Here is a 23727-nt window from a genome sequence, read left to right on the forward strand (position 1 = left end):
TTCAGGAGCCCCATCGATGAGCAACATGAACCACGAACGTGTCCTCAGTGTGCACCACTGGAACGACACCCTGTTCAGCTTCAAGTGCACCCGCGACCCGGGCCTGCGCTTCGAGAACGGTCAGTTCGTGATGATCGGCCTGCAGCAGGACAACGGCCGTCCGCTCATGCGTGCCTACTCCATCGCTTCGCCAAACTGGGAAGAGCACCTTGAATTCTTCAGCATCAAGGTGCCGGACGGCCCGCTGACCTCGCAGCTGCAGCACCTGAAGGAAGGCGATGAGATCATCATCAGCAAGAAGCCTACCGGCACCCTGGTGCTCGACGACCTGAATCCTGGCAAGCACCTGTACCTGCTGAGCACCGGCACTGGCCTGGCGCCGTTCATGAGCGTCATCCAGGACCCGGAAACCTACGAGCGCTTTGAAAAAGTGATCCTGGTGCACGGCGTGCGCTATGTGAACGAAGTGGCCTACCGCGAGTTCATCACCGAGCACCTGCCGCAGAACGAGTTCTTCGGTGAGTCGGTTCGCGACAAGCTGATCTACTACCCGACCGTGACCCGCGAGCCGTTCGAAAACCAGGGCCGTCTGACCGACCTGATGCGCAGCGGCAAGCTGTTCAGCGACATCGGCCTGCCGCCGATCAACCCGCAAGACGACCGCGCGATGATCTGCGGCAGCCCGAGCATGCTCGACGAGACCAGCGAAGTGCTGGACAGCTTCGGCCTGAAGATCTCCCCGCGCATGCGCGAGCCGGGTGACTACCTGATCGAGCGTGCCTTCGTCGAGAAGTAAGGCGCAGGCGGGTAGAGGAAGGCGACTTTCGGGTCGCCTTTCTTATGCCTGGGATTTGTGCATTGCCTGTTCCGGCCCTTTCGCGGGTAAACCCGCTCCTACGCGGGGCAGCGCACGTCTCGGGAATTGTACGATCCCCGATCTATTCGATCCGCGTCTCGCCGCTGTACACCAGGACTTCCCGGCACCGCTTGCACAGGTATCGCCGCCCTTGGTGCACCAGCTTGTGCCGCTGCGCGGTAAACGGGAAGTCGCTTTGCGGGCACGGGCAGCGGTAGATGTAGCGGGTCACTGCGCGCCGTTGCACGTCATAGTTGTGGCAACGATTGGGCGGCAGTTCATACACCCCGCGCATGATCAGCTGCCACTCTTCACCATGGGCCTGGATGCGGTCGCCAAACAGTTGGTGGGCAACCAGGTGTGCCACTTCATGGGCAACGGTCTGGCGCAGGAAGTCTTCCTGGTTTTCGCGATAGAGCTGCAGGTTGAAGCGCAGCAGATTCTCGTGCAGGTGGGCGACGCCGGCTTTTTGCCCGCGCAGTTTGAAGCTGACTTCGGGGCGCGGGAAGCGGCGTTTGAAAAAGGCTTCGGCTTGCTGGTAACAGGTTTCGACGCGTTGTTTGAGCTGCTCGGGCATGGCGGGGCGGTTCTCCTGACCAGGCATTATGCCGCAAGCGCAGGTGGCTTGCCGAGTCACCGGTCAGCGCACAGCCAGAGGCCGCCTTGCGGCGGCCCCTGGTTGATGCCCCAGTGTTGGTTCGGTCTGTTCTAGTTGGTGTAGACGGGCCCCACGCCCAGTCCCCAGATAATCACGGTAGCGGCCATGATTGCCACCAGTACTACCAAGCCCACTGCCAGCACCGAGCTGGAGAACAGGAAGCCTTCATCCGACGGTATGTTCATGAACGTCGGCAAGCCGACATACAGCAGGTACACCGTGTAGCAGATGGCGGCAGTGCCGATCAGCATGCCCAGCCACAGGTGCGGGTAAAGCGCCGCCAGGCCGCCGATGAACAAGGGGGTGGCGGTGTAAGTGGCAAAAGCGATGCATTGCGCCATGGACGGGTTGGCATCGTAGGTGCGGGCCATCCAGTGGATGAACGCGCCCATTACCGCCACCCCGGCGAGCATGGCCAGGTAGGACATGATGCTCATCCAGATTGCGCTTTCCATGGTCAGCATCACTGCTGGTCGGTCACCGATCACCCAGCCCACCTGGGTAGTGCCGATAAACGCCGAAACGGCCGGAATCGCCGCGAGGATCAGGGTGTGTGTCAGGTACATGTGGCTGATGGTTTCTTCTTCGCCACGAATCTCCCGCCATTCCTGATCGGGATGGGTAAACAGCCCCACAACGTGATGAATCATGCCGATCACTCCTCTCAATGTTGCCAAACGCCCCCCAATATGGAGCGTAAGCGGCCCGAGGCCCTAACACCGATGCAAGCGGTAATGTGGCCTTATGTCGCAGTATAGGAAGCCGTTACCTACATAAACCGCGCTTTTTAGAGCAAATTGCGCTGTAAGCCGTGCTGTTGATTACAATGAAGTCTTTATCGGAATGCCTACAGCGGCGTCGCGTTTGTGCGTAAAATAGCCGGCTTTTGTCACACCTCGCGGATCCAAGCGCTATGGGCACCCTCTCGGTCAACCAGAACAAACTGCAAAAACGCCTGCGTCGTCTCGCTGGCGAAGCCATCACCGACTACAACATGATCGAGGATGGCGACAAGGTCATGGTCTGCCTGTCCGGCGGCAAGGACAGCTACACCATGCTCGACGTTCTGTTGCACCTGCAGAAGGTGGCACCGATCACGTTCGAGATCGTTGCGGTGAACATGGACCAGAAACAGCCGGGCTTCCCTGAGCACGTACTGCCGGCCTACCTCAAGGAGCTGGGGGTCGAGTACCACATCGTCGAGAAGGATACCTACTCGGTGGTAAAGGAGCTGGTACCCGAAGGCAAGACGACTTGCTCGCTGTGTTCGCGCCTGCGCCGCGGTACCCTGTACACCTTCGCCGACGAAATCGGCGCCACCAAGATGGCGCTGGGGCATCACCGCGACGACATCGTCGAAACCTTCTTCCTCAACATGTTCTTCAACGGCGCGCTCAAGGGCATGCCGCCGAAGCTGCGAGCCGACGATGGCCGCAACGTGGTGATCCGCCCGCTGGCCTACTGCAGCGAGAAGGACATCCAGGCCTACTCGGACATGAAGGCATTCCCGATCATCCCGTGCAACCTGTGCGGCTCGCAGGAAAACCTGCAGCGCCAGGTGGTCAAGGATATGCTGGTGGAGTGGGAACGCAAGCACCCGGGCCGTACCGAGAGCATCTTCCGTGCCCTGCAGAACGTGGCACCGTCGCAGTTGGCCGACCGGAACCTGTTTGACTTCACCAGCCTGAAGATCGACGAAAACGCTACCCCGCGTTTCCTCGACGTGCTGAACATCTGAGCCCATGCGTGATTACCAGTGGTTGCATGAGTATTGCCTGAACCGCTTTGGTTCGGCCCAGGCGCTGGAGGCTTTCCTGCCGCAGCCGCGCACGCCGGCGCAACTGCGCGACATCAGTGACGACCGCTACCTGTCGACATTGGCCCTGCGCGTGTTCCGCGCGGGGCTCAAGCACAGCCTGGTGGATGCCAAGTGGCCGGCGTTCGAGCAGGTGTTCTTTGGCTTCGACCCAGAGAAAGTGGTGCTGATGGGCGCCGAGCATCTGGAGCGGTTGATGCAGGATGAGCGCATTATCCGCCACCTGGGCAAGCTCAAGAGCGTGCCACGCAATGCGCAAATGGTGCTGGATATCGCCAAGGCGCATGGCAGTTTTGGTGCATTCATCGCCGATTGGCCAGTGACCGACATTGTCGGCTTGTGGAAGTACCTGGCCAAGCACGGCAACCAGTTGGGCGGGTTGTCGGCGCCACGGTTCTTGCGCATGGTCGGCAAGGACACGTTCATCCCGACCGATGACATGGCAGCGGCGTTGATTGCGCAGAAGGTGATCGACAAGCAGCCAACCAGCCAGCGCGATCTGGCTCTGGTGCAGCAGGCGTTCAACCAGTGGCATGCAGAGAGCGGGCGGCCGCTGTGCCAGTTGTCGGTGATGCTGGCGCACACCGTCAACCATTGAGCCTTGTGTTGCTCCCATTCGCGGGCATGCCCGCTCCCACAGTAATCGCACCGCACTTAAGGCCTGTGCAGTACCTGTGGGAGCGGGCGTGCCCGCGAAAAATCTAACTGCCTTCGCCCGCCATGCGCCGCTCATGCTGGAACTTCCAGCGCACGTACAGTAGCCCGGCAATGAACAGCCCCAGGCTCACCAGCACTTCAAGCCAGCCGAATACCGCCCGCGCCGGGTCGAACGCCGCCAGCACGCCCTTGATGAAATAGATATTCACCACGAAGCAGGTCCAGGCATGCGCCCGGGCGCTGCCTTTCAGCATGCCTGGCAACAGCAACAGCAACGGCACCAGCTCGATCGCCAGGATCACCTCGACCCTGGCCCCATGCAGGTTGGCGAACCACAGGTTGTTCACCACCAGCAGGGCGATCAGGCCGAAGAAGCATGCCAGGCTCAATGCCCGCGTCAGGCGCAGGCGTGGTACCAGCCATTGGACCGGCGGCAATGCCTTGGGCTTTCTAGCCACGCGCCGCCTCCAGGGCCTTGGCCGTGGTCGCCAGGCGTTGGCCCAGGGCGCGGCACAGGGCGATTTCGTGTGGGTCGAGTTCGCGCTTGCCATCGGCGCCTGCGTGGTGGCTGGCGCCATAAGGCGTGCCGCCACCACGGGTCTCGAGCAGTGCCGACTCGCTGTAGGGCAGGCCCATCACCAGCATGCCGTGGTGCATCAGCGGCAGCATCATCGACAGCAGGGTGGTTTCCTGGCCGCCGTGCAGGCTGGCGGTGGAGGTGAACACGCCAGCCGGTTTGCCGACCAGCTCACCGCCGAGCCAAAGGCTGCTGGTGCCGTCCAGGAAGTACTTGAGTGGCGCTGCCATGTTGCCGAAGCGGGTCGGGCTGCCCAGTACCAGGCCAGCGCAGTGGCGCAGGTCATCAAGGGTGGCGTACAGCGCGCCACTGGCCGGAATATCCGGGGCCACCGCTTCGCATTCGGTGGAAATAGCCGGCACCGTGCGCAGACGCGCCTCCATGCCGGCCAGCTCGATACCGCGGGCGATGTGCCGGGCCATTTCGCTGGTCGCGCCATGGCGGCTGTAATACAGCACCAGGATGTAGGGCGCGCTCACGGCAGGATCTCCAGCACCTTTTCCGGCGGGCGACCGACCACGGCCTTGTCGCCGGCAACCAGGATCGGCCGTTCGATCAGTTTGGGGTGCTGGGCCATGGCCTCGATCAGTTGCGCGTCGGTCAGTGCCGGGTCGGCCAGGTTCAGCGCTTTATATTCGTCCTCGCCGCTGCGCAGCAACTGACGCGGGGCGATGCCCAGCTTGCCGAGCAGGGCCTTGAGGGTGTCCGCGTCGGGCGGGGTTTCCAGGTAGCGCACGATGGTCGGGGCCAGGCCGCGGGCTTCGAGCAGTTCCAGGGCGCCGCGGGATTTCGAGCAGCGCGGGTTATGATAGAGCGTGAGGTCAGTCATGTCGGGTCGCATCCAGCTGGGTGTGGCGGCTATTCTAACCGCAGCGACTGACCAATTTGCTTTAAAACTCGAGAAGGATTGACCCATGGCAAGGCGTCTGGCAGCAGTACTGGCCATCACCGCGAGCCTGTTGCTCGGTGGTTGCGGTGCCGATTACGGCGTGGACCAACACGGTAATACGGTTAAGGCCGAACAGATCGAAGGGCACTGGCTGGTGCTCAACTATTGGGCTGAATGGTGCGGACCGTGCCGTACCGAAATCCCGGAACTGAACGCGGCGGCCAAGCAATGGGCGGCTGATGGCGTCAAGGTGGTGGGGGTGAACTTCGATGGCCTGCAGGGGCAGGACCTGAAGCAGGCTGCCGAAACCCTGGGTATCGGTTTCACCGTGCTTGCCCAGGACCCGGCCGAGCGCTATGACCTGCCGCGCAGCGAGGCGTTGCCGGTGACCTACATCATCGACGACAAGGGCAAGGTGCGTGAGCAGTTGATGGGCGAGCAGACTCTGGAAGGGTTGCAGGCCAAGATCAAGGCCCTGAAAGGCGCCTGATGCATTCGGGGCCGCTTTCGCGGCCCCGGCAATCCTCAGCCTTCCTCGGGCCAGAAGCGCAGCGGCTTGCCTTCGGCTGGCCAGAAGCGCATCTGCCCCACCGGTGACACATCCCAACGCTCTACCGTTTCCAGCGCCTGCAGGAAGCGCTTTTCCTGTTCCATCAGCGCGGGTGCGCACAGCTTGCGGGTCTTGCCGACCTTGCCGAAGCTCAGGTGTTCGCCATCGAGCGTGTAAGGCGCAAACCAGTGGTTGCAGCCGCCGTTGCCATAGGCACGGCCGTCGCTGGCCAGGGTCAAGGTCAGGTGGCTGTAGTCGATCAGTGGTCGTTCGCCAATCCACTCCAGCACGTAGCTGCGTTCCTGCTGCAGCCTGGAAGGTTCAGTGGCGCAGCCGAGCAGGCCGGTTGCAATCAGCACGCCGGTCAGCAGATTCTTCACTCGGCGCTCTCCTGGCAACGCGGACACAGGTGTTTTTCGCCACGGCTGGCCCAGCCCAGCTCTGCGATACGGGCGCTGGCAGCCGGCTGACGAGCTGCCTTGCCGAGCTTGGCGTCTACTGCGAACTCGAAGCCCAGCACCGCATCGCAGCGATCGCACTCGACCTGCCAGGTGAGGATTTCCAGCTCGTTGAATACCGGGCCGTTCGCCACGGCCACCCACTGGCCGCGTGGGTTGATCAGGTGGCGCACGCTTTCCACGGTCAGGCGCATGGACAAATCCTTGCTGCCCTTGAGCGTGACCAGCAGGCTGTCGCCTTTTTGCATCGAACCGCCGTTGCCCGTGACCTGATAGCGGCCCGGCACCAAAGCGCGGCACTCGATCAGGGTGTGTTGCGGGTTGAAAAGGGTGTAGCGAAAATCGTGTTCGACCATGGGTCCTCCAGAAATGCCGCGTATCCTAGCATTAACCCATCACCAGGTTCTGTGGATTGCCTGCCGCCCAGCGGTTGATGTTGTCCAGTGTGGTCGCGGCAATGGCATCCAGCGCCTCGCGGGTGAGGAAAGCCTGGTGGGCGGTGATGATCACGTTGGGGAAGGTCAGCAGCCGAGCCAGCACATCGTCTTGCAAGGGCAGGTCGGAGCGGTCCTCGAAGAACAGTTGGGCTTCTTCTTCGTAGACGTCCAGGCCCAGGTAGCCAAGCTGGCCGCTTTTCAGTGCGTCGATCAGCGCCGGGGTGTCGACCAGCGCACCGCGACCGGTGTTGATCAGCATGGCGCCGGGCTGCAACTGGGCCAGGCTTTGCGCGTTGATCAGGTGGCGAGTGTGCTCGGTCAGTGGGCAGTGCAGGCTGATGATGCGGGCTTCGCGCAATAGCTCGGGCAGGGGCAGGTAGCGGGCGCCAAGGGCCAGCAGCTCTGGGTTGGGGTAGGGGTCGTAAGCCAGCAGCTGGCAGCCGAAACCGGCCATGATGCGAGCGAAGGCGGCCCCGATCTGGCCGGTACCGACCACCCCGACGGTTTTCCCGTGCAGGTCGAAGCCGGTCAGCCCGTGCAGGGTGAAGTCACCTTCGCGGGTGCGGTTGTAGGCCCGATGCAGACGCCGGTTGAGTGCCAGGATGAGCGCCACGGCATGCTCGGCAACGGCGTGTGGCGAGTAGGCCGGCACCCGCACCACGGCCAGCCCCAAGCGCTGGGCGGCGGCCAGGTCGACGTGGTTGTAGCCGGCCGAGCGCAGGGCGATCAACCGCGTGCCAGCGGCGGCCAGGCGCTGCAGCACCGGCGCGTCGAGTTCGTCATTGATGAAGGCGCAGACCACCTCAAAGCCATCTGCCAGGGCGGCGGTGTCGAGGGTCAGGCGGGCGGGCTGGAAATGCAGCTCCAGGGCGGTGCCGCCGGCAGCCTTGGTGAAGCTTTCCTGATCGTAGTGCTGGCTGCTGAACAACAGGGCGCGCATGGTCGAACTCCTTTGCAATGCATGTCTTGGGTGGGTCACTGCCTGTCAAGGCATGCCCAGCGTGGCCCAGATCCCCTCAAGCGCTCAATCTGGCCTGTGCCGCCAGCCGGCTGATCGCGCTGTCCAGTTCATCCAGGGCCTGCTGCGCCTGGGGATTGTCCTGCTTCAGCAAGGTCTCGCTGCGTTGACACGCTGCCCGTAACTGCGGCACGCCGCAATAGCGTGAGGCACCGTTCAGACGGTGTACCTGCTCGATCAGGCCATTGCGGTCATCGGCTGCGCGGGCGGCGCGTATGGCTTCGCGGTCCGTATCCAGCGAGGCCAGCAGCATGCTAAGCATGTCAGCCGCCAGATCTGCCTTGCCAGCGGCCAGGCGCAGGCCCTCTTCGGGGTCGAGTACCTTCAGTTCGTCGCCGTTGGTCAGCAGCTCGGCCTGCGCCTGCTGCGGTGTGCCCAGGCTCAGGCCGGTCCACTTCATCACCACCTGGGCCAGTTGCCGTTCGCTGATCGGTTTGGTCAGGTAGTCGTCCATGCCGCTGTGCAACAACGCGCGTTTTTCGTTGGCCATGGCATGGGCAGTGAGGGCGACGATCGGCAGCGGGTTGCCGCTCTGGGTGTTCTCCCACAGGCGGATCTGTTCGGTACAGGCGCGGCCGTCCATGCCGGGCATCTGCACATCCATCAGCACCAGGTCGAACAACTCTTCCTGCACGGCCTGTACCGCCGCATAACCATTGTTGACGGCCAGTACCTCGGCACCCAAGTCTTCGAGCAGGGTTTTTACCAGCAGCAGGTTGGCGGCATTGTCGTCGACGCAGAGTATTTTCGGTCGTCGCTGGCCGTTGGGGTTGCTCCCCTCGGCCAGCGGACGGCGAGGTTGCACCAGCTCCAGCAAGAGGCGCCGCAGCTTGCGGGTGCAGGTCGGCTTGGACAGCAACTGGCCATGGCCGTTGGGCAGGTACGGGTGGTACAGCGCCTGCTCGGTGGTCGGGCACAGCACTACGCATTGGCAGTGGTAACGCTCGAGCTGCTGATGATAATGGCCCAGTTGCTCGGGCGACAGGTTACCCAGGTTGGCACCGAGCACCGCGAACTCGAAGGGCAGGCCGGCCTGGCTGGCGGCCTGCACCCCCTGCAGCAACTGGTCGTAGGAGGCGAACAGGCTCACGCTGAGGCCGCAGTCTTCCAGCTGGTGCTCCAGTGCCTGGCGCGCCAGTTCGTGGCCATCGACAATGGCGGCACGGCGGCCCAGCAATGGCTGCGGTGGCAGCGCTTCGGCATCGTCATGAGCCTTGGGCAGGTTGAGGCTGATCCAGAACTGCGAACCTTCGCCCGGGGTACTGTCGACACCGATCTCGCCGCCCATCTGTTCGATCAGGCGCTTGGAAATCACCAGCCCCAGACCGGTGCCGCCGGGCTGGCGGGCCAGTGAGTTGTCAGCCTGGCTGAAGGCCTGGAACAGTGTGCGCACATCCTGAGGTGACAGGCCGATGCCGGTGTCCTGCACGCTGATGCGCAACTGCGCGCAGTCTTCGTGCTCGTCTTCCAGCATGGCGCGCACGACGATGGTGCCTTCGCGGGTGAACTTGATGGCGTTGCTGACCAGGTTGGTGAGGATCTGCTTGAGCCGCAACGGGTCGCCTACCAGCGAAGCAGGTGTGTCGCGGTAGATCAGGCTCAGCAATTCCAGCTGCTTGGCGTGGGCGGCCGGAGCGAGGATGGTCAGGGTGTCCTGGATCAGGTCCCGCAGGTTGAACGGTATGCTGTCGAGCACCAGCTTGCCGGCCTCGATCTTGGAGAAATCGAGGATCTCGTTGATGATTCCCAGCAAGTTGTCAGCAGACTTCTCGATGGTGTTCAGGTAGTCGAGCTGGCGCGGTGTCATCTCGCTTTTTTGCAGCAGGTGGGTAAAGCCGAGGATGCCATTGAGCGGGGTGCGGATTTCGTGGCTCATGTTGGCCAGGAACTCCGACTTGATGCGGCTGGCCTCAAGTGCCTCTTTGCGCGCCATGTCCAGCTCGATGTTCTGGATTTCGATGGTTTCCAGGTTCTGGCGCACGTCTTCGGTGGCCTGGTCGATGCTGTGTTGCAGTTCTTCGTGGGCATTCTGCAGGGTTTCGGCCATGCGGTTGATGCCGTGGGCCAGTTCGTCCAGCTCATGGCTGCCCATGGTCGGCAGGCGTTCTTCGAGGTGGCCGTCCTTGAGCTGATTGACCGCGTGCTTGATGCGTTCGATGGGGTCGTTGATGGTGCGGCTCATGCGCAGCGCCAACAGGCCGCTGAGTGCCAGGCAGGCGAGGATCAGCAACAGGCTGGTGAACAGGTTGCGGTAGCCGCGCAGCAGCGTGCCGTCGTGCGACAGCTCGATCTCTACCCAGCCCAGCAGGCGCTCGGCTTCGGCCGGCACGGCGTCGGTGGCCAGGTCGCGGTGGTGGCCGAAAACTGGCATCAGGTAGCGGGTGGCGTCGTTGCCACTGCGCTGCAGGAGTTGGGTGCCGGTACCGCCGCTGGGCGGCAGATTGAGCATGCTCGGGCCGGCGTGGGCCAGGCGCGTGCGGTCCGGGGCCAGAAACGCCACTGCGCGCACATCGGCCTGCTCCAGGGTTTGTGCGGCAATTCTCTCCAGTTGCGCAGGCGCGAGCCGGGCCATGGCGGGTGCGGCCAGGGGCGCCAGTTGTTCGGCGATCATCTTGCCGCGCTGCAGCAGCTGGGTGCGCAGGTCGTTCTGTTGCAGCCAGGTGAAATAGCTACCCAGCACCAGGGCCATCAAGCCGGCCGGTAGCAGTGCCAGCAGCAGTACCCGGCTGCGGATTCCCAAGCGATCGAGCACACTCGCCTCCTCTGATGTGCCTGGATGCCGTCAAGTGGTAACGGCCAAGCCGCGAAGTTACTCCGCCTGCCGCACCATTGCATCTCTTTAGTACGTGTTATGCGCCGTTGCCGAGGCATTGGTCGCAGTGCGGTTGCCTGGCAGGTGGCGAATGCTCAATAATCACACAATTGAGAATGCATGGCAGTTGCCAATGAATCCTGTATCTATTTACAACACCAACATCCTTGCCATCGAGGACGACCCGGTGCTTGGTGCCTATCTGCAGGAAGAGCTGCAGCGTGGCGGCTGCCAGGTCACCTGGTGCCGCAATGGCCTGGAGGGCCTGGAAACGGCTGGCCGCCAGGCTTTCGATGTGGTGCTGATGGACATCCTGCTGCCCGGGCTTGATGGGCTGGACGCCTTGGCGCAGTTGCGCAGGCACAGCACCACACCGGTGATCATGATGTCGGCGCTGGGGGCCGAGGCGGATCGTATCAGCGGCTTTCAGCGCGGCGCCGACGATTACCTGCCCAAGCCATTCAGCATGGCCGAGTTGCAGGTGCGCATCGAGGCGATTCTGCGCCGCGTGGCACTGGAGCGGCGGCATCAGGGCCCGCTGGAGCAAGCCGGCTGCGGCGAGCTGCAGTTCGATGAAAGGCTGTGCGACGTGCGCCTGAATAGCCGCCTGGCAGGCCTGACCCCCAGCGAATACCGCCTGCTGGACATCCTCAACCGCAACCTCGACGAAGTCCTCAGCAAGCCATTCCTGTACCAGCACGTGTTGCAGCGCGGCTATTCACGGCATGACCGTAGCCTGGACATGCACGTCAGCCAGATCCGTCGCAAGCTCAAGGGCATCGGTTATCACGAACGGCAGATCCGCACCGTGTGGGGCAAGGGTTACGTGCTCAGTGCCAGCGAGGCGGAGTGAACCATGCTCGACCGCCATTCGCTGTTCTGGAAGCTGGCCATCTTGCTGGTGGGCTTCTGCCTGCTGATGATCGGCCTCAGTTATACCTGGGGCCGGCACATGGAAACCCAGAATGCCTTCCTCTCGGAGCCGGCACGCCAGACCTTGCGGGGTTATGCCGCCGAAGCTGAACAGGCCTGGCGCAGTGGCGGGCGGGCAGGGCTGGACCAGTGGGTGGCGGCCATGCATCAGCGCGAACGGGGCTGGGTCGGGGTGCTCGACATCAACCTGCGCCCGCTCGACAGCGCCACACTCAACCCACAGATCATGCAGCGTCTGACGCGCCTGCGCGGTGTCGATTGGCCGATGAGTCGGCGCAGTGTCGACCAGCCGTGGGTGCGCATACCGTTCCCGGGGGCGCCGGAGCAGGGCATGCTGGTGATCGAACTGCCGCAGCGCTTCAATCCGGGCCAGCACCGCTTGCTGTGGCGCATTGTCACCAACGGCATCATTCCGGGGCTGTTCACCTTGCTGTTGTGTGTAGGCCTGTACCGCATGCTGATCGTGCCGCTGAACCAACTTCGCGAGCAGGCCAATGCCTGGCGGGCCGATCAGCTGTCGGCCCGCCTGGACTCGCGCACCATCGCCCGGCATGACGAATTGGGCGAACTGGCGCGTGCCTTTGACCAGATGGCCGAGCGGCTGCAAGGCACGGTGGCTATGCAGCAGCAGTTGCTGCGCGACCTGTCCCACGAAATGCGCACGCCGCTGAGCCGGCTGCGGGTGGCCTGCGATGGTGAAACCGACCTGCAGCGTCTGCGTGATCGCCTGATCCGTGAAGTGGACTGCATGCAGCAATTGGTTGAAGACACCCTGCAACTGGCCTGGCAGGACGCCGAGCGTGCGCCGATGAACCTTGAGCCGATCGAGGTCCACGCCTTGTGGGAGTTGCTGGCCGAAAATGCCAGCTACGAGAGCGGCTGGTCGCCTGCGCAACTGCGCTGCGAAGTACCGGCCGACTGCTGGGTGCAGGGCAACCTCAACCACCTGGCTCAGGCGCTGGAGAACATCTTGCGCAATGCCATTCGCCACTCGCCGGCCGAGGGTGTGGTGCGGTTGGGTGGGCAGCGTGAGGGCAGCTATTGGTGGTTGTGGCTTGAGGATGAGGGTGGCGGGGTGGCTGAAGAAGACCTGGAACGGATCTTCGCGCCGTTTTCGCGGTTGGACGGTTCGCGGCCCGGGGATGGTGGCTTCGGCCTGGGGCTGAGCATCGCCCGCAGTGCCATCCAGCGCCAGGGCGGCACCTTGTGGGCGCAGAATGGCAAACGCGGGTTGCGCTTGTGGATGAGGTTGCCGTTGCATGTGCCGGCCTCTTCGCGGGTAAACCCGCTCCTACAGGCTTGCGAATCCCCTGTAGGAGCGGGTTCACCCGCGAAGAAGCCAGCACATGTCACACCGTTATAGCTTGTAGCTATATGCACTACAGATTGCGTGATATGGCCGCGAAGGGTTTGCCGGTATGATAGGCACCCCCGCCGTCCGGATTGCGAAATACGCCATGACCTTGCAGTACCCAACCATCGCCGATTGCGTCGGCAATACGCCACTGGTTCGCCTGCAGCGCATCGCTGGCGAAACCAGCAATACCCTCCTGCTCAAGCTCGAAGGTAACAATCCTGCCGGCTCGGTGAAAGACCGCCCGGCCCTGTCGATGATCGCTCGCGCCGAATTGCGGGGCCAGATCAAGCCAGGCGATACCCTGATCGAAGCCACCTCCGGCAACACGGGCATCGCCCTGGCGATGGCGGCGGCGATCAAGGGCTACAAGATGATCCTGATCATGCCCGACAACTCCACCGCCGAGCGCAAGGCCGCCATGACGGCCTATGGCGCCGAGCTGATCCTGGTGACCAAGGAGGAGGGGATGGAAGGCGCCCGTGACCTGGCCGAGAAGCTGCAGGCCGAAGGCCGTGGCCTGGTGCTCGACCAGTTCGCCAACGGCGACAACCCGATCGCCCACTACAACAGCACCGGCCCGGAGATCTGGCAGCAGACCCAGGGCACCATTACCCATTTCGTCAGCTCCATGGGGACCACCGGTACCATCATGGGCTGCTCGCAGTACCTCAAGGAACAGAACCCCGCGGTGCAGATCATCGGCCTGCAACCGATGGAAGGCTCGGCTATTCCCGGCATTCGCCGCTGGCCCGAGGAATACCTGCCGAAAATCTTCGACGCCACCCGCGTCGACCGCGTGGTCGACATGTCGCAGCAGGAAGCCGAAGACACCACCCGTCGCCTTGCGCGTGAAGAGGGCATTTTCTGCGGCGTGTCTTCTGGTGGTGCGGTCGCGGCCATGTTGCGCATGTCCCGCGAAGTGGAAAATGCGGTCATGGTTGCGATCATTTGCGACCGCGGCGACCGTTATCTGTCCACTGGCCTGTTTGATCCACGCTAAATGTCCAAGAAAAAAAGCAACAGCGGCCTGCGCTTCCAGCCGGCCGGCGGCAATCGCACCCCGCAGGTCCCAGTGGGCAAGAAGCAGCGCCTGGACATCGAGCGCCTGGCCGGTGACGGCCGTGGCATCGCCTTCCTCGACGGGCGTACCTGGTTCGTCAGCGGTGCCTTGGCCGGTGAGGCCGTGGAGGCGCGGGTGCTCAACGCCCGTGGCAAAGTGGTCGAGGCCCGCCTGGAGCGGTTGCTGCAGGCCGCGCCCGAGCGCCGTGAGGCGCCGTGTCGCTACTACGACCGCTGCGGTGGCTGCAACCTGCAGCACCTGCCGCACGAAGCGCAACTGGCGCTGAAGCAGCGCACACTCGCCGAGCAGTTGCAGCGGGTGGCCGGCGTGCAACCCGAGGCGTGGGCTGCCCCCCTGAGCGGGCCGGAATTCGGCTACCGGCGCCGGGCCCGTGTCGCCGTGCGCTGGGACGTCAAGGCGCGTCAGCTGGAGGTGGGTTTCCGCGCCGAAGCCAGCCAGGACATCATAGCCATCGACGATTGCGCAGTGCTGGTACAACCCTTGCAGTCCATTTTGCGCCACTTGCCGACGGTGCTGCGTTCGTTGAGCAAGCCGCAGGCGCTGGGCCATGTAGAGCTTTTCAGTGGCACCGCTGAGGCGGTTCTGGTGCGCCACGTCGCGCCATTGCCGGCTGAGGACCAGGCCAGGTTGCAAGCGTTCTGCGAGCAGGCCAACGCCCAGCTGTGGCTGCAAGGCGAAGGTGAGCCGGCGCCCGTGGACCCAGCGGCGCAGTTGGGCTTTGCCCTGGCCCCCTGGCAGCTGGAGCTGGCCTGGCGCCCGGGCGATTTCGTGCAGGTGAATGCCCAGGTCAATACGGCGATGATCGAGCAGGCTTTGGCCTGGCTCGCTCCACAAGCCGACGAGCGTGTGCTGGACTTGTTCTGCGGTCTGGGCAACTTTGCCCTGCCGCTGGCCCGCCAGGCGCGTGAGGTGGTGGCAGTGGAAGGTGTACAGGCCATGGTCGATCGGGCCGCGGCCAATGCCCGGAACAACAATGTGCATAACGCACGGTTTTTTCAGGCCGATTTATCGCAGCCTTTGGCAGGCACCGGATGGGCCGCCGAGGGCTTTTCTGCGGTACTCTTGGATCCACCGCGCGACGGTGCTTTCGAGGTGGTGCAAGGCATCGCCCGCCTCAAGGCCAGAAGGCTGGTCTACGTATCGTGCAACCCGGCCACGCTGGCGAGAGACGCCCAAGTGCTGGTCGGCCAGGGGTACCGGTTAAAAAGGGCCGGGATTCTCGACATGTTTCCTCAGACGGCGCATGTCGAGGCCATGGCGTTATTCGAAGCGGGCTAGCTGACTGGCCCCTTGGTGCGGTTGCCACGGAAGGGCGGCCGCACGGTGATCGCCAGCACACTCGTATGGTGTGCTGCATGGAAAGGTAAAACAAAGATGGTACAGGTGAGAGTGCACCAGCCGGTCAACACTGACGGCAGTATCAATCTCGAAGCATGGTTGGACCATGTGGTAAGCGTCGATTCGGCACTGGATCGCGCAGCGCTGAAAGAAGCCTGCGAGTTTGCTCTTGAGGTAGAGAAAAAGGGCAACCCGGCCAAGCATTCCTGGGCGGATGGTACGTCCAGCTTCCAGGCAGGCCTGGAAATCGCCGAAATTCTGGCTGACCTCAAGCTCGACCAGGACTCCCTGGTGGCTGCGGTCATCTACCGCTCGGTGCGCGAGGGCAAGGTCACCCTCGCCGAGGTCAGCCAGCGGTTTGGCCCGGTGGTGTCCAAGCTGATCGACGGTGTGCTGCGCATGGCCGCCATCAGTGCCAGCCTCAGCCCACGACAGTCGCTGGTGCTGGGCTCGCAGGCGCAGGTAGAGAACCTGCGCAAGATGCTGGTGGCCATGGTCGACGACGTGCGCGTGGCGCTGATCAAGCTGGCCGAACGCACGTGCGCAATCCGGGCGGTCAAGTCCGCCGATGACGAGAAACGCCTGCGTGTCGCGCGTGAAGTGTTCGACATCTACGCGCCGCTCGCGCACCGCCTGGGTATCGGTCACATCAAGTGGGAGCTGGAAGACCTGTCCTTCCGCTACCTGGAGCCCGACCAGTACAAGCAGATCGCCAAGCTGTTGCATGAGCGGCGGCTGGACCGCGAGCGCTTCATCAGCGACGTGATGAACCAGCTGCAGAACGAGTTGCTCGCCACTGGCGTGAAGGCCGACATCAGCGGCCGGGCGAAACATATCTATTCGATCTGGCGCAAGATGCAGCGCAAAGGCCTGGAGTTCAGCCAGATCTACGACGTGCGTGCGGTGCGCGTGCTGGTGCCGGAAATCCGCGACTGCTACACCGCGCTGGGCATCGTGCACACCTTGTGGCGGCATATTCCCAAGGAGTTCGACGACTACATCGCCAACCCCAAGGAGAACGGCTACCGCTCGTTGCACACTGCGGTAATCGGCCCCGAGGGCAAGGTGCTGGAGGTGCAGATCCGTACCCACGGCATGCACGAAGAGGCCGAACTTGGCGTATGCGCCCACTGGCGCTACAAGGGCACCGACGTCAAGCCCAGCTCCAACCACTACGAAGAAAAGATTTCCTGGTTGCGTCAGGTGCTGGAGTGGCACGAAGAGCTGGGCGACATCGGTGGCCTGGCCGAGCAGTTGCGGGTCGACATCGAGCCTGACCGGGTTTATGTGTTCACCCCCGACGGCCACGCCATCGACCTGCCCAAAGGCGCCACGCCACTGGACTTTGCCTACCGCGTGCACACCGAGATCGGCCACAACTGCCGCGGCGCGAAGATCAACGGCCGTATCGTGCCGCTGAACTACAGCCTGCAGACTGGCGAGCAGGTGGAGATCATCACCAGCAAGCACGGCAACCCCAGCCGTGACTGGTTGAACTCCAACCTGGGCTACGTCACCACCTCGCGGGCGCGGGCCAAGATCGTCCACTGGTTCAAATTGCAGGCCCGCGACCAGAACGTTGCTGCCGGCAAGACCTTGCTTGAGCGCGAGCTCAGTCGTCTGGGCCTGCCGCAGGTTGATTTCGAGCGCCTGGCCGAGAAGACCAACGTCAAGACCGCCGAGGACATGTTTGCCTCGCTCGGTGCTGGCGACCTGCGCCTGGCTCATCTGGTCAACGCTGCCCAGCAGTTGCTGGAGCCTGAGCGTATCGAGCAGATCGAGTTGGTGCCGCGCAAGCCTACCGGGCCGCGTACCGGCAAGCGTGGCGACATTCAGATCCAGGGTGTCGGCAACCTGCTGACACAGATGGCCGGCTGCTGCCAGCCGCTACCGGGCGATGCCATTGTCGGTTACATCACCCAGGGCCGGGGCGTGAGCATTCATCGCCAGGACTGCGCCTCGGTACTGCAGCTGGCGGGCAAAGAGCCAGAGCGCATGATCCAGGTGAGCTGGGGGCCGATCCCGGTGCAGACCTACCCGGTCGACATCGTCATCCGCGCCTACGACCGCCCGGGCCTGCTGCGCGATGTGTCGCAGGTGCTGCTGAACGAGAAGATCAACGTGCTGGCGGTGAACACCCGTTCGAACAAGGAAGACAACACCGCGCTGATGTCGCTGACCATCGAGATTCCAGGCCTGGACGCGCTGGGGCGCCTGCTGGGGCGGATCTCGCAGTTGCCGAACATCATCGAGACGCGGCGTAATCGTACCCCTTGAGACCGGGGCGTCTGCTTCGCGGGTAAACCCGCTCCTACAGGATGGATGCAGGTTTGAAATCTGCACCGTACCTGTGGGAGCGGGCAAGCCCGCGAAGAAGCCACCACCGAAGGACCTGCCTGTATGACCTACACCCTTGACGACCTGCTGCACCTCATGGCCCGCCTGCGCGACCCGCAGTACGGCTGCCCGTGGGACCTGAAGCAGAACTACGCCAGCATCGTCCCGCACACCATCGAAGAGGCCTACGAGGTCGCTGACACCATTGAGCGCGGCGATTTCGAGCACCTGCAAGGCGAGCTGGGCGACCTGCTGTTCCAGGTGGTCTACTACAGCCAGCTGGCCCGCGAAGAAGGGCGTTTCGAGTTCGATGGCGTGGTCGACAGCATCACCCGCAAGCTCATCCGCCGCCACCCGCACGTGTTTCCGACTGGCGAGCTGTACGCGCCGGTGGACACGCCCAGCCTGAGCGAAGCCCAGGTCAAGTCGCGCTGGGAAGAAATCAAGGCCGAAGAGCGCGCGGAGAAGAGCCAGCCCGAACAGCTGTCGCTGCTTGATGACGTGCCGGCAACCTTGCCGGCGCTATCGCGGGCAGCCAAACTGCAAAAACGTGCGGCCACGGTCGGTTTCGACTGGCCGGCGGCGTTGCCGGTGCTGGACAAGGTCCGCGAAGAGCTGGATGAAGTGCTGCAGGCCATGGCCGACGGTGACGCCGATGCGCTGGAAGATGAAGTCGGCGACTTGCTGTTTGCTGCGGTCAACCTGGCCCGCCACCTCAAGCAAGACCCAGAGCATGCGCTGCGCCGCGCCAATCGCAAGTTCGAACGACGTTTCCGTTTTATCGAACAGGCATTGCGCGACAGTGGCCGCCCCATTGAAGATTGTGACCTTGACGAGCTGGATGCCCTTTGGGGGGAAGCCAAACGTCAGGAAAAGAACCTGCCCAGCTGCGGCTGAGCTGTTGCATAAGTGAGTGAATATTCATGAGCCTTTCCCTTCGCGACCAATTGCTCAAAGCCGGTCTGGTCAACCAGAAACAGGTCTCACAGACCAACAAAGCTGAAAAGAAACAGAAGCGCATGGAGCACAAAGGCCAGGTCGAAGTCGACGACAGCCAGCAGCGCATGGCCAAGGAAGCCATGGCTGAAAAAGCCCGGCGTGACCAGGAGCTGAACCGCCAGCAGCAGGAAAAGGCCGAGCAGAAGGCCCGTGCCGCACAGGTCAAGCAACTGATCGAGGCCACTCGCCTGCCCAAACTGAGCACCGAGGATTACTACAACTTCGTCGACGACAAGAAGGTCAAGCGCATTGCCGTCAACGCCCTGATGCGCACCAAGCTGAGCAACGGCGCGCTGGCCGTGGTAGCCCATGCCGGTGGTTACGAGGTTATCCCCCGTGAGGCCGCATTGAAGATCCAGGAGCGCGACCCTGGCCGTATTCTGCTGCTCAACAGCCATGTCGAGGAAACGGACGAAGACGACCCGTACGCGGCTTACAAGATCCCTGATGATCTGATGTGGTAAGCACGAAAATCCCGCCTTGGCGTTAATGCGGTTCATTCAAGATCGCAGGGCCGCTCTGCGGCCCTTTCGCGACACGCGCGTTCTCTAGAAGACGCTGGCCTTGCGTCGCGAAGGGTTCGTCGCTCGCCGAACCGGCGCGGTTAGTCACTTGTACTATCGTCTTGGTTCCCTCCGTTCGTCGGACATTTCCTAGGGTTCCGGCACAACGGCTAGCCTCCAGCTTAGCGTCAGGGATAGCGCTGAACATTCGGTCCAGGAAGGGCCATTACGCCTCGTCGTCCCGACGCTTTATCTGCTGAGGAGACGACAATGAAAATAACCCTGAAACGGCTGGCGTGCCTGGGTGCAAGTTTCACCAGTGCGTTCGCCATGGCCGATGCGGCCAGCCCGCCGGTGCTGTCACCTGCGATTCCCTTCGACGTCACCGCCAATCCCCCCTTCACCCTGGACAACCTGCAACACGATTTCGACGTGCTGTCGTGGCAAACCTTCGTCGCCCTGAACTGGCCCGCCAACGCCGACGGCAGTGCCAACACCTCGGCGAAGATCGGCGCGCCCGGCAAGACCGTGTGGGAGTCGTGGAAAGAAAGCTACGAGATCTTCCTGCCCAAGGGTCAGAAGCCCGTCGCCTGGGACCAGCAGGCGCCCGTGCCCGCGGCCTGCCAAGGCAAGGGTGACTTGCCGGTGCTGCAACAGATGGGCAAGGTCGCCGGTGTGCTCGATGAGTTCATCCAGCCGTTCAAGACCGGCCCGCTGGTTGACCAAAGCGGCACTTACACGCGCAACGCGATCATGGTCAACCAGCCGATGTTCGATGACATCGTCAACAATGGCCTGTACAGCAAGGAGGGCCAGCAAGCGTTCCTGAGCAAGGCCGACAACCGCATCGCTTTCGCCTGCGGTTCGCAAAAGGCCCAGCAGGTCGGCGCGATCATGGTCAAGTCGGCCTGGAAAGTGCTCGATGGCAGCGACAACCCGCAGGAGTTCCACGCCGTCGACGCGCTGGTCTACACCCCCGGCAACGCCGACCCGAACAAGGGGGCGGTGATCCCCGAGTCGTGCAATGCGCAGAAGGTCGGGCTGGTAGGCCTGCACATCGTGCACAAGACCGAAGGCGCACCTCAGTGGGTATGGTCGACGTTCGAGCACGTGCGCAACGTGCCGGAAAAGACCACGCCAATGAACGAGCGCAAGGGGCCCTACCTGTTCTACGACGCCCAGGCCAGCGACCGCCCGGTGAACGAGCCGCCCGCGCCACCGTGGGACCCGTCGAAGAAGGCCATCCCCTCGCAGATCGTGCGTGAAATTCCCATCACCGCCGCCACCCAACAGCTCAACGCGCAGTGGCAAGGCGCGCTCAAGGGCACGGTGTGGGCCAACTACCACCTGATCAGCACCCAGTGGCCCACCGCCCCGGCCGATGACTGCCAGGTGCCGTCGCCGACCAACCCGTTAGGTACGCCTGCGCCGAACTTCCTGGCCAACGCCACCCTGGAGACCTACAACCAGGGCACCACCCCGCAGGCCTCGTCCAGCTGCATGGAGTGCCACAACAACGCGACCACCCGCGTGACCCAGTCACCGCGCACCAGCTTCGCCGATTTCACTTTCCTGCTTGAACGTGCCCAATCCACCGGCGCCAAGGAGTGATGCCATGAGCGACCAGAACCTGCAAAACTTCATCGGCTTGTCCGCGGTGCTCACTGGCCTGTCGGCCAAGCTGCTGGCGCCTTCCGTCGACCCGATCAACCTGCCGCCGGTGTTCTTCGCCATCGCCCAGCAGGGTATGGGCCTCGAGGCGTTCAGCAGCCTGCTGGAGCTGTACGCCAGCATCCAGAGCCAGCCGCCCGCGCAAATCGCCAGCGCCGTGCTCGATAACGCGAACCCGCAAATCGCCCAGGGCGCCCGCTCGATCATGAAGCTGTGGCTGCTTGGCAGTTGGTACCAACCCTACGACCTGGGCAACGCCCGCACGGGTGATACGCGTGTGGTCTCCGACCAGGCCTACAAGGAGAGTTGGGCGTGGAAGATCGCCCAATCCCACCCCATGGGCTACAGCCAGTTCCACTTCGGATACTGGGGTGAGCAGCCACCGACCCTCAAGCAATTCACCGGTGTCGACGCCAAGGAAGGGCAGCAGCCATGAGCAATGTACAAACCCAGAACATCGAAACCGCCGATGTGATCGTGGTGGGCGCCGGCATGGCCGGCAGTGTCATGGCCTACCAGTTGGGCCTGGCCGGGTTGAAAGTGCTGGTGCTCGAATCGGGCCCGGCCATTCCACCGAATCGCAGCGAGTACCTGGAGCGCTTCTACACCGCGGTGCTCAAGGCGCCCGAGTCGCCGTACCCACCTGAGCAGAGCGAGCAGACCCCGGCCACGCAGTTCGCGCCACGGGCGACCATCCAGGACCTGATCACCTCAGGTAGCCAAGACCCCAACAAGGCGCAGAAAAGCTACCTGGTGCAGAAGGGGCCGCACCTGTTCGCCAGCACCTACGAGCGGGTAGGCGGCGGCACCATGTGGCACTGGATGGGCACGGCCCTGCGCCTGTTGCCCAACGACTTCCGCATGCGCACTGCGTACAACGTCGGGGTCGACTGGCCGATCAGTTACGACGACCTGCAGACCGCCTACTGCCGCGCCGAGGAGGAGATGGGCGTGTCCGCCGATGTCGCCTCGCAGACCTACCTGGGCGTGACCTTCCCGCAGGGCTACAAATACAGCATGCATGGCATCCCGCCGTCGCTGGTCGACCAGGGCCTGGGCAAGCACGTCACGGGCACCGTGTACCAAAGCCCGGAGAAGGGGCCTGACGGCAAGCCGTACCCAGGTGTCACCCTCAATGTCCGGCAAACCCCGGCCGGGCGCAACTCGCAGAATGATAACGGCCGTCGGGTGTGCGCTGGCAACACCAGCTGCACGCCGATCTGCCCGATCCAGGCCAAGTACGACGCCACCGTGACCATGGCCAAGGCACTGGATACCGGCAACGTGCGCATCCTCTACCAGACCGTTGCAAGCCAGGTGCAGGTCGATGCCAATGGGGTCACGGGCATCGATTTCATTCAGTACCAGAACAATGGTACGCGCCAGAACGGCACGGCCCAGGGCAAGCGCTACGTGATCGCCGCCCACGCGATCGAAACACCGAAGCTGCTGCTCAACTCCATCGGCCCGAACAGCCCTAAAGGGGTTGCCAACAGCAGCGGCCAGGTCGGCCAGGCATTGGCTGACCACCCGGTGTACCTGGCCTGGGGCCTGATGCCCGAAGGCAAGCCGCTGTTCCCGTTCCGGGGGCCGTTGTCTACCTCGGGGATCGAGGACATGCGCGATGGCCCGTTCCGCAGCCAGCGTGCCGCCTGGCGTATCGAAATCGGCAACGAGGGCTGGAACTGGTCGGTGAACGACCCCTACACCTCGGTCTGTGATTTCATCGACGGCACCAACCACGGCGGCGCTAACCCCAGCAATCTGGCGTTGTCCGGCCAGGCGCTGGTGCAGCAGCTCAACAGCGTGCTGACCCGCCAGTTCCGTCTGGGCTTCTTGGTCGAGCAGGTGGAGAAAGACCCCGATAATGCGCTGTGCCGGGTGGAGAGGAGTACGGAGTTCTCCGACGGATTGGGCCTGCCTCGGCCGCAGATCACCTACGAACTGTCCGACTACACCAAGGAGGGTTTCAAGCAGGCGCGCCTGGCCGCTACGTACATCATCACCGAGCTGATGGGCGCTACCGAGCTGACCGACCTGAACCCTAAGCTCGAGCCCGGCTCGCAAACGGTGTTCGAGTACGACGGCCAGAACTACGCGTTCTACGGCGCTGGCCACCTGATGGGCACCTACCGCATGGGCTCGGACCGCACCAAGTCGGTGGTGGACAAGGACCAGCGCAGCTGGGACCACCCCAACCTGTTCCTGGTCGGCGACGGCGTGTTCCCCACTACCGGCACCGCCAACCCGACCTTGACCATCACCGCGTTGACGTTCCAGGCCGCCGACGTGGTGGCCAGCGACCTGCTCAAGCGCACCGTGCAGGTGCAGGCCAACCAGGCATGGCAGGGCACGGGCATGCAGGTCAATGGGCAGAGCTGGCAGTTGGCGGTATGCACGGGCGGGCAGTGGACGGCGAACCCGGCCACCGGCATGGTTGGCGCGGCGGGCAACCCAAGGTTGATCGCCAAGCCCGGCTATGCCTTGCCTGGTCAACCGGAAGGGGCGTTGATCGGGCGTATCGGCAACAGCGGCGTGCCGTTCCTGGTCGGCAACCAGGTGCAATTGCCGCGTGGCCAGCAAGGTGAGTTGCAGCTGTGCATCAATGACGACCTGGACGGGCGTTACGGGGCTGGCCTGAGCGATAACCTGGGCAGCCTGTCGGTAGAGGTGCGTTTCGGGGCGGTGTAGGCCCTGTCATGGCAACCCCACGATGCTCCGGCAATGCCGCAGCATTGTGGGGTTGCTCACTGAGCCCAGGCGAGTCAGGGGTTCGCCGC

23 protein-coding genes are annotated in these 23727 nt (G+C 63.3%); 14 read left to right on the plus strand and 9 right to left on the minus strand.

The window, feature by feature from the left end; translation table 11 throughout:
* The first annotated feature begins 16 nt into the window (after positions 1-16).
* Positions 17-796: a ferredoxin-NADP reductase gene (gene fpr, locus ACF8FB_RS13040; protein ID WP_003252381.1), complete on the plus strand. Its 780-nt coding sequence runs from the start codon at positions 17-19 to the stop codon at positions 794-796.
* Positions 797-938: 142 nt separating this feature from the next.
* Here the strand turns inward: fpr and ACF8FB_RS13045 are convergent, their stop codons facing one another.
* On the minus strand, positions 939-1433 hold the full coding sequence (locus ACF8FB_RS13045; protein ID WP_014861659.1) for a SprT family zinc-dependent metalloprotease: 495 nt from the start codon (positions 1431-1433) through the stop codon (positions 939-941).
* Positions 1434-1564: 131 nt separating this feature from the next.
* Positions 1565-2164 (minus strand): Yip1 family protein, encoded by a 600-nt coding sequence (locus tag ACF8FB_RS13050; RefSeq protein WP_003252385.1) that lies wholly within the window; start codon positions 2162-2164, stop codon positions 1565-1567.
* 263 nt (positions 2165-2427) lie between these two features.
* Here ACF8FB_RS13050 and ttcA point away from each other — a divergent pair, with 263 nt between their 5' ends.
* Together ttcA and ACF8FB_RS13060 are read left to right on the plus strand one after the other, a co-directional pair.
* Entirely contained in the window at positions 2428-3252 is an 825-nt protein-coding gene (gene ttcA, locus ACF8FB_RS13055) for a tRNA 2-thiocytidine(32) synthetase TtcA (protein ID WP_012053468.1), read from the plus strand.
* 4 nt (positions 3253-3256) lie between these two features.
* A complete protein-coding gene (locus ACF8FB_RS13060; RefSeq protein WP_010952703.1) occupies positions 3257-3928 on the plus strand; it encodes a DNA-3-methyladenine glycosylase I in 672 nt (223 codons plus the stop codon).
* A 103-nt stretch (positions 3929-4031) separates the two neighbouring features.
* Here ACF8FB_RS13060 and ACF8FB_RS13065 read toward each other — a convergent pair whose 3' ends face one another.
* The 3 genes from ACF8FB_RS13065 to arsC are packed head-to-tail and all read right to left on the minus strand — an operon-like array spanning position 4032 to position 5393.
* Complete coding sequence (locus ACF8FB_RS13065; protein ID WP_010952704.1) at positions 4032-4445, minus strand: DUF2069 domain-containing protein; 414 nt, start codon at positions 4443-4445, stop codon at positions 4032-4034.
* Complete coding sequence (wrbA, locus tag ACF8FB_RS13070; RefSeq protein WP_003252400.1) at positions 4438-5043, minus strand: NAD(P)H:quinone oxidoreductase; 606 nt, start codon at positions 5041-5043, stop codon at positions 4438-4440. The genes ACF8FB_RS13065 and wrbA overlap by 8 nt, the downstream gene beginning before the upstream one ends.
* Complete coding sequence (gene arsC / locus ACF8FB_RS13075) at positions 5040-5393, minus strand: arsenate reductase (glutaredoxin) (protein ID WP_014592117.1); 354 nt, start codon at positions 5391-5393, stop codon at positions 5040-5042. Before arsC ends, wrbA begins: the two co-directional genes overlap by 4 nt.
* Positions 5394-5478: 85 nt before the next feature.
* On the opposite strand from arsC, the gene ACF8FB_RS13080 reads away from it, so the two are divergent.
* Positions 5479-5943 carry a peroxiredoxin family protein gene (locus tag ACF8FB_RS13080; protein WP_010952706.1) on the plus strand — a complete coding sequence of 155 codons (465 nt, stop codon included), beginning with the start codon at positions 5479-5481 and terminating at the stop codon, positions 5941-5943.
* A gap of 35 nt (positions 5944-5978) precedes the next feature.
* Here the strand turns inward: ACF8FB_RS13080 and ACF8FB_RS13085 are convergent, their stop codons facing one another.
* The 4 genes from ACF8FB_RS13085 to ACF8FB_RS13100 form a co-directional block, all read right to left on the minus strand.
* Positions 5979-6383, minus strand: coding sequence for an META domain-containing protein (locus ACF8FB_RS13085; protein ID WP_014592116.1), 405 nt, complete (start codon positions 6381-6383; stop codon positions 5979-5981).
* Entirely contained in the window at positions 6380-6817 is a 438-nt protein-coding gene (locus ACF8FB_RS13090; RefSeq protein WP_010952708.1) for a hypothetical protein, read from the minus strand. The genes ACF8FB_RS13085 and ACF8FB_RS13090 overlap by 4 nt, the downstream gene beginning before the upstream one ends.
* A 31-nt stretch (positions 6818-6848) precedes the next feature.
* Positions 6849-7838 (minus strand): 2-hydroxyacid dehydrogenase, encoded by a 990-nt coding sequence (locus ACF8FB_RS13095; RefSeq protein WP_392509125.1) that lies wholly within the window; start codon positions 7836-7838, stop codon positions 6849-6851.
* A 76-nt stretch (positions 7839-7914) separates the two neighbouring features.
* Positions 7915-10668, minus strand: a complete 2754-nt coding sequence (locus ACF8FB_RS13100; protein WP_010952710.1) for a response regulator — start codon at positions 10666-10668, stop codon at positions 7915-7917.
* Between the two features lie 193 nt (positions 10669-10861).
* On the opposite strand from ACF8FB_RS13100, the gene ACF8FB_RS13105 reads away from it, so the two are divergent.
* From ACF8FB_RS13105 to ACF8FB_RS13150, 10 genes are all read left to right on the plus strand, one after another.
* A complete protein-coding gene (locus ACF8FB_RS13105) occupies positions 10862-11581 on the plus strand; it encodes a response regulator transcription factor (RefSeq protein WP_049588153.1) in 720 nt (239 codons plus the stop codon).
* Positions 11582-11584: 3 nt separating this feature from the next.
* Positions 11585-13024 (plus strand): sensor histidine kinase, encoded by a 1440-nt coding sequence (locus ACF8FB_RS13110; RefSeq protein ID WP_198747601.1) that lies wholly within the window; start codon positions 11585-11587, stop codon positions 13022-13024.
* A 94-nt stretch (positions 13025-13118) separates the two neighbouring features.
* The gene (gene cysM, locus ACF8FB_RS13115) at positions 13119-14018 is read left to right on the plus strand and encodes a cysteine synthase CysM (RefSeq protein WP_392511442.1); all 900 of its coding nucleotides are present in this window, start codon (positions 13119-13121) and stop codon (positions 14016-14018) included.
* On the plus strand, positions 14019-15377 hold the full coding sequence (rlmD, locus tag ACF8FB_RS13120; protein ID WP_010952714.1) for a 23S rRNA (uracil(1939)-C(5))-methyltransferase RlmD: 1359 nt from the start codon (positions 14019-14021) through the stop codon (positions 15375-15377).
* Between the two features lie 96 nt (positions 15378-15473).
* Positions 15474-17714, plus strand: a complete 2241-nt coding sequence (relA, locus tag ACF8FB_RS13125; protein ID WP_010952715.1) for a GTP diphosphokinase — start codon at positions 15474-15476, stop codon at positions 17712-17714.
* A 123-nt stretch (positions 17715-17837) separates the two neighbouring features.
* On the plus strand, positions 17838-18671 hold the full coding sequence (gene mazG / locus ACF8FB_RS13130; RefSeq protein ID WP_003252422.1) for a nucleoside triphosphate pyrophosphohydrolase: 834 nt from the start codon (positions 17838-17840) through the stop codon (positions 18669-18671).
* A gap of 26 nt (positions 18672-18697) precedes the next feature.
* Positions 18698-19237, plus strand: coding sequence for a DUF2058 domain-containing protein (locus tag ACF8FB_RS13135; protein WP_003252424.1), 540 nt, complete (start codon positions 18698-18700; stop codon positions 19235-19237).
* Positions 19238-19546: 309 nt separating this feature from the next.
* Complete coding sequence (locus ACF8FB_RS13140; RefSeq protein ID WP_392511443.1) at positions 19547-20887, plus strand: cytochrome C; 1341 nt, start codon at positions 19547-19549, stop codon at positions 20885-20887.
* A gap of 4 nt (positions 20888-20891) precedes the next feature.
* Complete coding sequence (locus ACF8FB_RS13145; protein ID WP_049587214.1) at positions 20892-21383, plus strand: sorbitol dehydrogenase; 492 nt, start codon at positions 20892-20894, stop codon at positions 21381-21383.
* Complete coding sequence (locus tag ACF8FB_RS13150; RefSeq protein ID WP_010952718.1) at positions 21380-23638, plus strand: GMC oxidoreductase; 2259 nt, start codon at positions 21380-21382, stop codon at positions 23636-23638. The genes ACF8FB_RS13145 and ACF8FB_RS13150 overlap by 4 nt, the downstream gene beginning before the upstream one ends.
* Positions 23639-23727 lie beyond the last annotated feature (89 nt).

Origin of the sequence: Pseudomonas sp. yb_2, assembly GCF_043103905.1 — a bacterium.
Classification (GTDB): Bacteria; Pseudomonadota; Gammaproteobacteria; order Pseudomonadales; family Pseudomonadaceae; genus Aquipseudomonas; species Aquipseudomonas alloputida.

What these genes read in the sequence shown, in the direction of transcription:
- ACF8FB_RS13145 (WP_049587214.1), top strand. Translation starts at nt 20,892, where the DNA reads ATGAGCGACCAGAACCTGCAAAACTTCATCGGCTTGTCCGCGGTGCTC.
- ACF8FB_RS13060 (WP_010952703.1), top strand. Translation starts at nt 3,257, where the DNA reads ATGCGTGATTACCAGTGGTTGCATGAGTATTGCCTGAACCGCTTTGGT.
- ACF8FB_RS13135 (WP_003252424.1), top strand. Translation starts at nt 18,698, where the DNA reads ATGAGCCTTTCCCTTCGCGACCAATTGCTCAAAGCCGGTCTGGTCAAC.
- ACF8FB_RS13045 (WP_014861659.1), bottom strand. Translation starts at nt 1,433, where the DNA reads ATGCCCGAGCAGCTCAAACAACGCGTCGAAACCTGTTACCAGCAAGCC.
- fpr (WP_003252381.1), top strand. Translation starts at nt 17, where the DNA reads ATGAGCAACATGAACCACGAACGTGTCCTCAGTGTGCACCACTGGAAC.
- ACF8FB_RS13080 (WP_010952706.1), top strand. Translation starts at nt 5,479, where the DNA reads ATGGCAAGGCGTCTGGCAGCAGTACTGGCCATCACCGCGAGCCTGTTG.
- ttcA (WP_012053468.1), top strand. Translation starts at nt 2,428, where the DNA reads ATGGGCACCCTCTCGGTCAACCAGAACAAACTGCAAAAACGCCTGCGT.
- ACF8FB_RS13090 (WP_010952708.1), bottom strand. Translation starts at nt 6,817, where the DNA reads ATGGTCGAACACGATTTTCGCTACACCCTTTTCAACCCGCAACACACC.
- ACF8FB_RS13050 (WP_003252385.1), bottom strand. Translation starts at nt 2,164, where the DNA reads ATGATTCATCACGTTGTGGGGCTGTTTACCCATCCCGATCAGGAATGG.
- ACF8FB_RS13140 (WP_392511443.1), top strand. Translation starts at nt 19,547, where the DNA reads ATGAAAATAACCCTGAAACGGCTGGCGTGCCTGGGTGCAAGTTTCACC.
- ACF8FB_RS13110 (WP_198747601.1), top strand. Translation starts at nt 11,585, where the DNA reads ATGCTCGACCGCCATTCGCTGTTCTGGAAGCTGGCCATCTTGCTGGTG.
- mazG (WP_003252422.1), top strand. Translation starts at nt 17,838, where the DNA reads ATGACCTACACCCTTGACGACCTGCTGCACCTCATGGCCCGCCTGCGC.
- ACF8FB_RS13095 (WP_392509125.1), bottom strand. Translation starts at nt 7,838, where the DNA reads ATGCGCGCCCTGTTGTTCAGCAGCCAGCACTACGATCAGGAAAGCTTC.
- ACF8FB_RS13150 (WP_010952718.1), top strand. Translation starts at nt 21,380, where the DNA reads ATGAGCAATGTACAAACCCAGAACATCGAAACCGCCGATGTGATCGTG.
- cysM (WP_392511442.1), top strand. Translation starts at nt 13,119, where the DNA reads ATGACCTTGCAGTACCCAACCATCGCCGATTGCGTCGGCAATACGCCA.
- relA (WP_010952715.1), top strand. Translation starts at nt 15,474, where the DNA reads ATGGTACAGGTGAGAGTGCACCAGCCGGTCAACACTGACGGCAGTATC.
- ACF8FB_RS13105 (WP_049588153.1), top strand. Translation starts at nt 10,862, where the DNA reads ATGAATCCTGTATCTATTTACAACACCAACATCCTTGCCATCGAGGAC.
- rlmD (WP_010952714.1), top strand. Translation starts at nt 14,019, where the DNA reads ATGTCCAAGAAAAAAAGCAACAGCGGCCTGCGCTTCCAGCCGGCCGGC.
- arsC (WP_014592117.1), bottom strand. Translation starts at nt 5,393, where the DNA reads ATGACTGACCTCACGCTCTATCATAACCCGCGCTGCTCGAAATCCCGC.